The organism is Gordonia sp. i37 (assembly GCF_002043085.1).
Classification (GTDB): domain Bacteria; phylum Actinomycetota; class Actinomycetes; order Mycobacteriales; family Mycobacteriaceae; genus Gordonia; species Gordonia polyisoprenivorans.
On record NZ_MVPX01000477.1, the window covers coordinates 21,918 to 31,086 of the forward strand.

The following is a 9,169-nucleotide window of genomic DNA, read 5'->3' on the forward strand; positions in this document are numbered from 1 at the left end:
CTCCGGTAGACCATCATGAAGCCCTCAGAGCATCTTGCCCAGGCGCGCCGACTCGCGGCGCAGGACATCCAGGAAGGGTCCGGTGAGTTGCTCCATCGACACCTGCGCGGCAAAGCAACTTACCGACATCGCCGCACGCACCGTCGACGATGAGTCGATGACCGGCACCGCGATCGTGCGGACGCCGACCTCAAGCTCTTCGTCGGTGTGGGCGTAGCCGCACTCACGGGCTTGCCGAATCCGATGCAGCAGCGCGTCATTGTCGACGATCGTCGCCGTCGTGGTCGGAAACCGCTCGCTTCGCTCGAGGATGTCTGCGACCCGCGCCGACGGCATCGCGGCAAGCAGGACCCGGCCGGTCGCCGACGCCCACAGCGGCAGCGTCGCGCCCACTCGCACACCGGCAGAAACGATACGGGTGGATTCTGCGCGTGCCAGAAACAGCGAATCAACCCCGTCGTCGACGGCCAATGACGCCGACTCGCCCAGTTCGTCACGGACAGCCACCAGACAAGGCTGTGCCAGTGTCGGGAGCGTACTGGTACTCCAGTACGCAGAAGTCAATCGGACCACACGCGGTGTGGGCCGAAAGTACTTGCCGTCGTGGGACAGATATCCCGCCTCGACCAGCGTGAGCAGACACCGGCGGGCCGCAGCGGGCGTGGTCCCCGAGGCTCGGGCCGCCGCACTGACGGTCAGTTGGGTGTTCTCGCGATCAAAAGCCTCCAGGATCGCCAATCCCTTGGCGAGACCGCCCATGGCCTCGGACCGCCTGGATGATTCGGGCGCCGGGTATGGCCCGGACCGATCAGGCGACTCCGAGCTCACTGTTTTCAGCCTCCTCGCCGAGACAACCGATAGCCACACTCGCATATCCCCACGCGCCCACACCGTTCGATATGCACAATCCTCGCAACGAGTCTATCAATGGCGCAATCGAGTCCGCTGAACGGAACAGCCACTCGACTCTACGCGCCGCGCATCGCACCGTGATCAGGCACCCATTCGCACGTCACAAGGAGATCATCCGGTGAGTCCCACTACTGTCCGCATGTTGTGCAGCGACATCTCACACATGGCCCTCGGCTACGTCTGGCGAGACAGCGGGGTCACCCAAAAACATGGATTCGATCTCGTCACCCACATCGCCAACTCCGATGTTCCCGGGCAACCGAGAATCGAGATGAACGAACGTGGCCCCAAGGTACTATCCGGCGAATACGACTTCATGAGCGGTTTGCACCACGACACCTATGCCTACCGATCGCGCGGCGACAAGCGGTTCGTCTATCTGGCTCAGGCACAGAACGATTGGGATGATCGTCTCATCGCCGACGACTCGGTGCGCACACCGGCCGATCTCAGTGGCAGAACGGTGGTGGTCAGCACGTCGGCTCCGTGCGTCTACGGAAACCTGCGTCGGGCCCTCGAGATCGCCGGAGCCGACCTCGACACCATCACCTTCGATGTCTGGCGCGAACAGGGCACCGGCGTCGCACGACGCGCCGTGGAGGCCGTACTCAACGGCGACGCTGCGGCGGCCGCCGTCGACGTGCCTTTCGACCAGTTCGGCGAGAAGCGTGGTCTGCGCATCGTCGATCTGCCGCCTATGCCGGTCATCCACAACACCACCATTTGCGCAAACCGGGAGTGGGTCAAGGTAAATGAAGAGCTCACACGGGACTTCCTGCGTTCGATGATCGAGGCGATCCACTTCCTCAAGACCCGTCCCGACGAGTCGTGCGCCATCCTTGAAGCGACCATTGCGCCGCTGATCGGCATCGAGGACGCCGACGACATCGCCCACCTGCGCGCCTACTGGGCACAGGCATTGAGCCCCAAGCCGTACCCACATCCGCTCGCGATCTGGAATGTCTATCAACTCGACACCCTCCACCATGCGGAGAGCAACTTCATTGGCCCGCTGGAGATCTGGGACACCGGATACCTCCGCGACATCGACGACACCGACTTCATCGACAACCTCTACGGTGGCGCCCGCAACGCCGCGGCGCCTGCGGTCGCCGCGGTCATCTGAGGTTCGGCGGTTCGGCCGGTGCAGCCGGAGACAATCCACGAGAAGTGAAGCGATATGAGGAGCTATGTGAAATGAACTATGACGCAGTGCTTTCCGAGACCATAGGACTTCGCGGCGCCGACGACGACCTAGTGGAGGCCTACACCGCCCGCCCCTTGCGTCCCGGACCGCGCGGCGGGGTCATGATGATTCACCACATGGCCGGATATGACCGCGAATCCAAGGAGGCGGTTCGCCGAATCGCCGAAATGGGGTACGACACGATCTGCGTCAACCTCTATCACCGCGATGCGCCGGGTGCGAGTGCCGCCGATGCCGCGGCCGCATCGCGTGGTCGACGCGGAGTCCCCGACGACCGCCTGATCGGCGATCTGCGCGGTGCCGCTCGATGGTTACGAGATCTGCCGACATCCAACGGAAAGGTCGGTTGTATCGGATTCTGCTCCGGTGGAAGGCAGGCGGTCATGGCCTCCATGGAGATCGATCTGCAGGCCGTCGTGGATTGCTATGGTGCATTCATCGTCGCTGAGCCGCCTGCGGACTTTCCCGTCGACGTCACGCCGCTGGCCCAGCGGCTCGGTGAGGTCGGCGCACCCATCCTGGCGATGTCGGGCAACAATGACACCCATCCGAGTCCACAACAGATCAGTGAGTTCGAGAAGTTGCTGCGCGACAACGGAAAGGACATCGTCGTGCAGCTCTACGACAATGCCGGTCACGCCTTCATGTCGACCGATCGTTCCTTCTACTGCGTCGAGGCCGCAGTGGATGCATGGCGTCAGGCCGAGTCCTTCTTCGGCGACAAACTGAGTTGATGAAGCAATCGATCGCTGATGGCCGCGTCGGCATCGCGGGTTTCGGCGCCATCGGGCGGGCCTTTGCCGCCCGATGGGCCGACCACGACGTCAGCCCGGTCGTCTTCGACATCGACCCTGCTGCGCGCACCGCCGCGGCCGAAGCCGGCCTGCCGGTGGTCGAGAGCATCGTCGCCCTCGCCGAGCGCTGCGAGATCATCTCGCTGATAGTGCGCACCGATGCCGACGTCCTCGATGTCGTCAACACCCTCATCACCGGGACGTCTGTCACCGGCGCACCGACCAACGATGTGACGGGACTCCGAGCGCTGATCGTTCACAGCACCGTCACCCCCGACACCGTCCGTTATGCGGCAGAAGTCCTGAGCACTCTCGATGTCATCGTGATCGATGCGTGTCCCACCGAGATCCCGTCGGCCGTGCGCACCGGCGCCTACGCCATGTTGGTCGGCGGCGCCGACGATGACGTGGCGGCGCTGACCCCGTATCTGCGTGGTCTCGCCGACGACGTGCGCCATCTCGGGGCGCTCGGCGCCGGGTCGGTCACCAAGATGGCCAAGAACTTGCAGATAGCCGCCGACCGCATCCTCGTGCACGAGTTGCTCGATATCTGCCTCGCCGCGGGGGTCGACCCCACCGATTTCCTCGACATGCTCCGCGATACGGGCTACGGATCGAGCCGCCCCGTAGCCCAGTACTGGGAATCAGTCTTCAATCCCGACACCGGGTCCACGTGGCCGGCGATGGGCAGCAACCTCTTCCAAAAGGACGTACCTCTGGCAACCGAGTTCGCGGCCGACGTCGGGGTGGCCACACCGATGCTGCGCGCGCTTGCAGCCTCGTGTGCCGCCCTCGTCGACGAGGCCACCCGCCGCTGACTCGGGGCCTGGGCTTCACAGAGCCACCGGGGTCGTTGTTGCGCACTCCTGACACCTCTCCACAGTCGTTCGCTGGAACGTGCGTTAAGCGAATTCTGTTCGTTGCGCGCACAACAAAAGCGGTCTAGTATTAGCTGCGTCACATTAGAATAGTCATTCTAATCAGCCCGGGAGGTACCTCGTGACGACTACGCAAACAACCAGACCGACGGGTTGCGTCGACTTATCGCTGCCCAGTCCCAGAACTGCCGACCTAACCTCGCCGTCGCCGGTGGCCGCCCCCCATGCAGGCGCCGCGCCTTCTGTGCTCTGGAAGGCCTTCGACGTCCTCAACGCTTTCGACCGACGCCGACGCATCCTGACCCTCGCCCAGATCGTCCGCCACAGCGGATTGCCCAAATCAACGGTGCACCGCGTCCTGGCGATGCTTGTCGAACTCGGCGCCCTCGAGCAGCAGGACGACGGTTACCGCATCGGTCTGCGCATGTTCAGCCTCGGCGCACTCCCACCGGAGGCGGCGCTGCGCGAAGCCGCCCTGGTACACCTCGAGGAACTGCATCGATTCACCGGCCACACCCTGCACCTGGCTGTATTGCGCGGGTCCGACGTGGTCTACCTGGAAAAACTCTCGACCCGCAAGGGCGTGCCGACGCCGGCCAAGGTCGGCAATCGGCTACCCGCGGTCTGCACCGCCGTTGGCAAGGCGATGCTCGCCCACACCGACGATGCCGCACTCGGCGCCGTCCTCGAACAGCCCATCCCCCGGCTGACCCGCCGCTCGCTATTCAACGCGGCGCAGGTGATCGACCAACTCGCGATCATCCGCGACTCCGGACACGCCCTCGACCGTGAAGAATCGTCGGCCGGTCTGGCCTGCGTCGGGGTTCCGGTTCTGGTCAACGGCACCCCGGTGGCAGCCATCTCGGTGGCATTCCCGGCCGCGGCGGGCAACGGAGACGTCCTCGTGCGGCCCCTGCAACAGGCCGCAGCGGCCATCTCCCGCTCACCGAGCCTGCTCGGTCCCGGAACCATGACCACCACCGGCTAAAATAGTCGTCATGAATGCGCGGGGCACCACCTACCACCAGGTACTCGACGCCGCAGAGCAGTTGTTCGGCGACCGCGGCTACAGCGAGGTGTCCATCGTCGCGATCTGCGAGGCATCTGGTGTTCCGGTCGGCTCCATCTATCACCACTTCAAGAACAAGGCCGGAATCCTGCGGGCGGTTCTCGAGCGAGGCGTCGGAGACTTCTTCGACGCCTTGCCCAGGCCCGACGATTTGACCGGTTCTGCACGCGAGCGGATGAACGCCCACTACACCACCTCAGCCGATCTCATCGTCGCCAATCTGTCCTTGTTCCGGCTGATCGCCTCGGTGCAGTTGCACTCGACCCCGGCCGATACCGAACTGCAGCAACTACTTCGACAGATCTCCGACGGCGGCTCGGAGATCATGGCCCAGTTCATCGAATCGGTGGCCATCGAACTCGGTATCGACGACGCCGCCCACTACGCTCGCAAGATCGCGCCGCTGAATTTGGTGTTCCTCAACGGTATGGTCATCACCGCCGGTAGCGTCGACATCGACATCCACACCGGTATCCGGGTGTATCTGCAGAACTTCATCCTGTCGTCGATCCTCGCTCACGCGCAGGCACAGGCGCTGATGTCATCACACTGATCCGGATCCGTTGCCGGCACAACAAGACCGGGGATGTCCGTCACGGACATCCCCGGTCTGGTTCATTGCCACTCCGGCAGAGTGTCACGGATCAGTAGAACTGGCTGAGATTCTTGATCAGCAGCGTGGAGACATCGAAGAGCACTGTCCGCTTGCGCAACGCGAAGCCCCACTCGTTGTCGGCGCGGACGATCGTGTCGTAGCGCTTTCCGACGATCCAGTCGTGATCACGCTCCGTTCGAGTTCGATGCAGGTAGAACGACGACTCCACATCCCATGCGGTCGGATCGTCGGTTTCGCGAACGCGAATGTTGGAGAGCAGATGTCGGGTGCGTGACGGCGGATTCTCCGCCCACGCCATCTGGGTGAAGATCCGATCAACACGTTGACGGAGGTCGACGAAGGTCTCGTCGAAGTACGCCGAACCGCTCGGAGCGGCGATCTCCTTCTTACGGTCACGCCAGAACCGGTTGTCGCGCACCGGGGCCCAATAGTGAACCTCCGAATCGAGAAGAGTCAACCACTCCCGGAACTTCCAGTCATCGAGCAGATCGGCCTCGGTGAACAGGAACTGTTCGATGTCTCGCTGAGTCGCCACGTCCACCGCTGTGGTGGAGGTCGCATTGTCGGTCAAGGCGGTCATGCCATCGCCCCCTTGCCTGCCGACTCCGGACTTGTCTGCGACGAAGACCCCTGCTGGGCGCGGCGGGCTTTCATCTCGGCGATTTCCGACCACGATGCTCCCGACATCAGATCCGACCAATGCTGATACATTCCGCGGGCGCCGTGGTCGGCGTAGCAATGCGGCACCGTCCGACCCGGGTAGCCGTCGACGTCACTGCGTTCGGTACCGAGGTGCGCGGTATAGGCCAGCGGGCTCTGTCGGGCCACTCGACCACGCAGGATGCGCTGCTCCTCCAACCAGTTCTCCGCATCGTCCTGCTCGAACATGCCGCCCGGACTGAACGTCCGCAGCACGTCGACGCGCATCGTCTCCTTGAGCTCCTCCGGCGCGTCGACGGGAACGAAGGTCCACGCCCACATCTCGAATTCGTTCGGGCCACGCGGGTGCGCGAGCCGGATGGTGCCGTTGGACAGGATCATCAGATTGGGGAAGATGTTCGCGTGGCCACGGACCTTGATGAACCGGTCTTCACCAATACGCGAAACGATCTCGTCCTTGCGCGTCAACTCCCAGTCCAACACCTTCGGATTCGCTTGGAAGCGCACGTGATTGAACCATCCTGCCCCGTGACCGTACGGATCGGAGTATTGCGCCCCACCGACCGCCGCGAGCCCCATGTCGACCACGCTGGGCGCAGCCTCGTCGTCGCGGGAATCATCACGATCCTGCAGTGCCATCACCTGGATGACCGAGGCATGAGTGGTCTCGCCGTGCGACATGTCACTGGCGGCCTGCTCGGCGTTGAACTTCCAGTTGCAGCCGATTACCCACTTGTGCAGCGCAACCGGTTCCAGCCCACCGTCGTAACGATCGAAGTAGGAGTCGACGTACCACGCCATGTCACCGAGGTACTCCTCGAACGACGGCGCGGTCGGGTCCCAGCAACCGAAAATGAAGCCACGATAGTTGTGCAGCAACGGAACCTGGATCGGGCCCCAGTCCTCTTTGCGTAGACCACCGGGATAGGAGGTCTCCTCATGCGGAACCTGAATCAGGTTGCCGGCGAGGTCATATGTCCATCCGTGGAACGAACACATGAAGGCCTTCGCGTTGCCTTCGTCGGCGCGACAGATACGCATCCCACGGTGGCGGCACTGGTTGAGGAAGGCCTTCACCGAGCCATCCTTCTGTCGGACGATGACGACCGGATCCTCACCGATGTAGTTCTGGATGAAGTCCCCGGGCTTGGGAATCATCTTGTCGTGGGCCAGAAATGACCACGACCGCCGAAAGACGTTCTCAAGCTCGGCTTCATAGATCTCCTGGCTGTGGAAGATCTCGCCGTGGATGAGACCACGTTCGGCGTCGACGTAATCGGATACATCGAACTTCATTGGGCTGCTCCTCTGTTCGGCCGCGACACCGGGGTCGGCGGCTGTGACTGTGCGCCACGGAGTCGGCGACACGGAGTCACCGGTGGCGCGGCTTGGATGCGCATCGGCTCAACCGGCCGCCACCGTGCTGAAATCGATCACGTAGTCGGGTGCGAGATTCTGCGGTTCGGGCATGCCCTTCATCAGGACTGCTTCGACGAGGTATCCGCCGAGTTTGTCGAAGGTGTCGTAGTAGCAGAACGCGCCGGCGCCACCGAACAGGTCTGCGCCCATCGCCAGTGGCACATCAGCGGATTCGAGCCACTGCTGGTTGCCATCCCATTCCTGACCGTCGGCGGTGATGGTGAGCAACATGTGATGCAGTCCCTCGCCGTAGAGGTCACCGAACTCGCGGTTGTAGTGGCTCGGACCGAAGGTCGGCTGCACGATCTCGAATCCGAAGTCGGCGACGGTCGACATCGCGGTGAAGTACTCGTGCTCCACCGACTCACCGCGGTAGAACGACCCCTCCAGACCACGGCCGCCGGGTTCGGTACGCCAGTCCCGAACATTCCATTCGTCGATGCCGAGCAGCTCGGCGTAGCCCTTGAGCGTTTCCATCAGGTCGCGAACGACCACCCCGAAGTGGTTGACGCCGGAGACCTCCAGCGGTCCGGCTGTGCGCGTCGTGGTTGCCGAGAGATCCCAGTGTTCATCAACGGCCACCGCGGGAAGGGCTCCGGCGACGGCGCCATCAGCACTGCGCGGTACCTGGATCTCGATCAGATATCCGCCGAGTGCGGCCCGGGTGTCGACGAAGTGTCGATCCACGACCCCATCGACGGTCAGCGAGGCAGCGATGCCGTAGCCGCGCTGCGCAAGTGCGTCGGCGATGGCGGTGTACTCGTCGGCGTCGGCGACACTCACCGTCAGGTGGCTCACGCCCTGGCGACGCCGGAATCGTAGCTCCTGAAAGGCGCTTTCGCCGTCGAGGGGTTGGATCAGCTCGAAGGTCACCGGTCCGATCGGATTGCCGAGCATCGTCAGCCCCTCGCCGGATGCGGTGGTGCTACCGGTCGCGGTGACGAAGGACGGTTGCGTGGGGCGGCCGTTCACCGTGGAGGCGCTCACTCGACCGGCGTCGAATCGGCGGACGTCCCACTGCTCGATGCCGAAGATCTCGGCGTAATGGGCTGCGGCAGTGGAGAGATCGTTGACGACCACACCGATCGAGTACAGTCGATCCACCGGAATCAGACCTGACATCACTTCTCCTTTGATTCTGAGATTGCCCCGCAGGAATGCGAGGAGTTGCTGAGATTCCCGGCGAGCAGGGCATCGGGGGTGTCGACGAGAATGTCAGAACCCTCCACGCGCACCGCGTGGGTACGGAGATCCACCGAGGCCGGAAAGCACACTGCACGGCCGGTTCGGATGTCGAATTTTCCGAAATGCCAAGCACATTCCACCTCGCATCCGTCGATGTAGCCGTCGGCGAGCGATGACTGACCGTGCGAACAGGTGTCATCGATGGCGAAAAACTCGTCCTCGACCCGGAACACCGCGATCGGCGGATCGGTCTCCACCCGGAATGCCTCGCCCTCGTCGACGTCACCCGTCGCGCATACTCGAGTCCATGTCACCGCGAATCCTCCTGCCAGATAGTCACTCTCACGTGTTGGTGTGACAGTATGCGCAGAGGGTGATGTGGATCTCCATCCCGTTCCGGTCGCCGGTACGCCGGAATGGTTTTCGCGC

General features: G+C 63.3%; 10 protein-coding genes. 5 read left to right on the plus strand and 5 right to left on the minus strand.

The annotated features are described in order from the left end of the window. Positions 1-24: 24 nt before the first annotated feature. Positions 25-759, minus strand: coding sequence for an IclR family transcriptional regulator C-terminal domain-containing protein (locus B1964_RS23265; protein WP_079931450.1), 735 nt, complete (start codon positions 757-759; stop codon positions 25-27). A 271-nt stretch (positions 760-1,030) separates the two neighbouring features. Between B1964_RS23265 and B1964_RS23270 the strand changes: the two genes are divergently transcribed. The 5 genes from B1964_RS23270 to B1964_RS23290 all read left to right on the plus strand — a co-directional run bounded on the left by B1964_RS23270 (position 1,031) and on the right by B1964_RS23290 (position 5,413). Further along, positions 1,031-2,038, plus strand: coding sequence for an ABC transporter substrate-binding protein (locus B1964_RS23270; RefSeq protein ID WP_139765841.1), 1,008 nt, complete (start codon positions 1,031-1,033; stop codon positions 2,036-2,038). 71 nt (positions 2,039-2,109) lie between these two features. Then, on the plus strand, positions 2,110-2,853 hold the full coding sequence (locus B1964_RS23275; RefSeq protein ID WP_079931460.1) for a dienelactone hydrolase family protein: 744 nt from the start codon (positions 2,110-2,112) through the stop codon (positions 2,851-2,853). Next, the gene (locus B1964_RS23280) at positions 2,853-3,731 is read left to right on the plus strand and encodes an NAD(P)-binding domain-containing protein (protein ID WP_172398941.1); all 879 of its coding nucleotides are present in this window, start codon (positions 2,853-2,855) and stop codon (positions 3,729-3,731) included. The genes B1964_RS23275 and B1964_RS23280 overlap by 1 nt, the downstream gene beginning before the upstream one ends. Positions 3,732-4,002: 271 nt before the next feature. Further along, entirely contained in the window at positions 4,003-4,779 is a 777-nt protein-coding gene (locus tag B1964_RS23285) for an IclR family transcriptional regulator (RefSeq protein ID WP_253194147.1), read from the plus strand. 10 nt (positions 4,780-4,789) lie between these two features. Next, positions 4,790-5,413, plus strand: coding sequence for a TetR/AcrR family transcriptional regulator (locus tag B1964_RS23290; protein WP_079931454.1), 624 nt, complete (start codon positions 4,790-4,792; stop codon positions 5,411-5,413). Between the two features lie 91 nt (positions 5,414-5,504). On the opposite strand, the gene B1964_RS23295 is transcribed toward B1964_RS23290, so the two are convergent. From B1964_RS23295 to B1964_RS23310, 4 genes are all read right to left on the minus strand, one after another. After that, the gene (locus B1964_RS23295; RefSeq protein WP_079931455.1) at positions 5,505-6,056 is read right to left on the minus strand and encodes a 3-phenylpropionate/cinnamic acid dioxygenase subunit beta; all 552 of its coding nucleotides are present in this window, start codon (positions 6,054-6,056) and stop codon (positions 5,505-5,507) included. Then, on the minus strand, positions 6,053-7,432 hold the full coding sequence (locus tag B1964_RS23300) for an aromatic ring-hydroxylating dioxygenase subunit alpha (protein WP_079931456.1): 1,380 nt from the start codon (positions 7,430-7,432) through the stop codon (positions 6,053-6,055). The genes B1964_RS23295 and B1964_RS23300 overlap by 4 nt, the downstream gene beginning before the upstream one ends. 108 nt (positions 7,433-7,540) lie before the next feature. Continuing rightward, on the minus strand, positions 7,541-8,677 hold the full coding sequence (locus tag B1964_RS23305; RefSeq protein WP_079931457.1) for a VOC family protein: 1,137 nt from the start codon (positions 8,675-8,677) through the stop codon (positions 7,541-7,543). Then, positions 8,677-9,054, minus strand: coding sequence for a bifunctional 3-phenylpropionate/cinnamic acid dioxygenase ferredoxin subunit (locus tag B1964_RS23310; RefSeq protein WP_079931458.1), 378 nt, complete (start codon positions 9,052-9,054; stop codon positions 8,677-8,679). The genes B1964_RS23305 and B1964_RS23310 overlap by 1 nt, the downstream gene beginning before the upstream one ends. Positions 9,055-9,169 lie beyond the last annotated feature (115 nt).

Bases quoted from the DNA above. Each gene is read 5' to 3' on its own strand.
- B1964_RS23265 (WP_079931450.1), bottom strand. From the start codon at position 759: ATGGGCGGTCTCGCCAAGGGATTGGCGATCCTGGAGGCTTTTGATCGC.
- B1964_RS23275 (WP_079931460.1), top strand. From the start codon at position 2,110: ATGAACTATGACGCAGTGCTTTCCGAGACCATAGGACTTCGCGGCGCC.
- B1964_RS23280 (WP_172398941.1), top strand. From the start codon at position 2,853: ATGAAGCAATCGATCGCTGATGGCCGCGTCGGCATCGCGGGTTTCGGC.
- B1964_RS23290 (WP_079931454.1), top strand. From the start codon at position 4,790: ATGAATGCGCGGGGCACCACCTACCACCAGGTACTCGACGCCGCAGAG.
- B1964_RS23295 (WP_079931455.1), bottom strand. From the start codon at position 6,056: ATGACCGCCTTGACCGACAATGCGACCTCCACCACAGCGGTGGACGTG.
- B1964_RS23300 (WP_079931456.1), bottom strand. From the start codon at position 7,432: ATGAAGTTCGATGTATCCGATTACGTCGACGCCGAACGTGGTCTCATC.
- B1964_RS23305 (WP_079931457.1), bottom strand. From the start codon at position 8,677: ATGTCAGGTCTGATTCCGGTGGATCGACTGTACTCGATCGGTGTGGTC.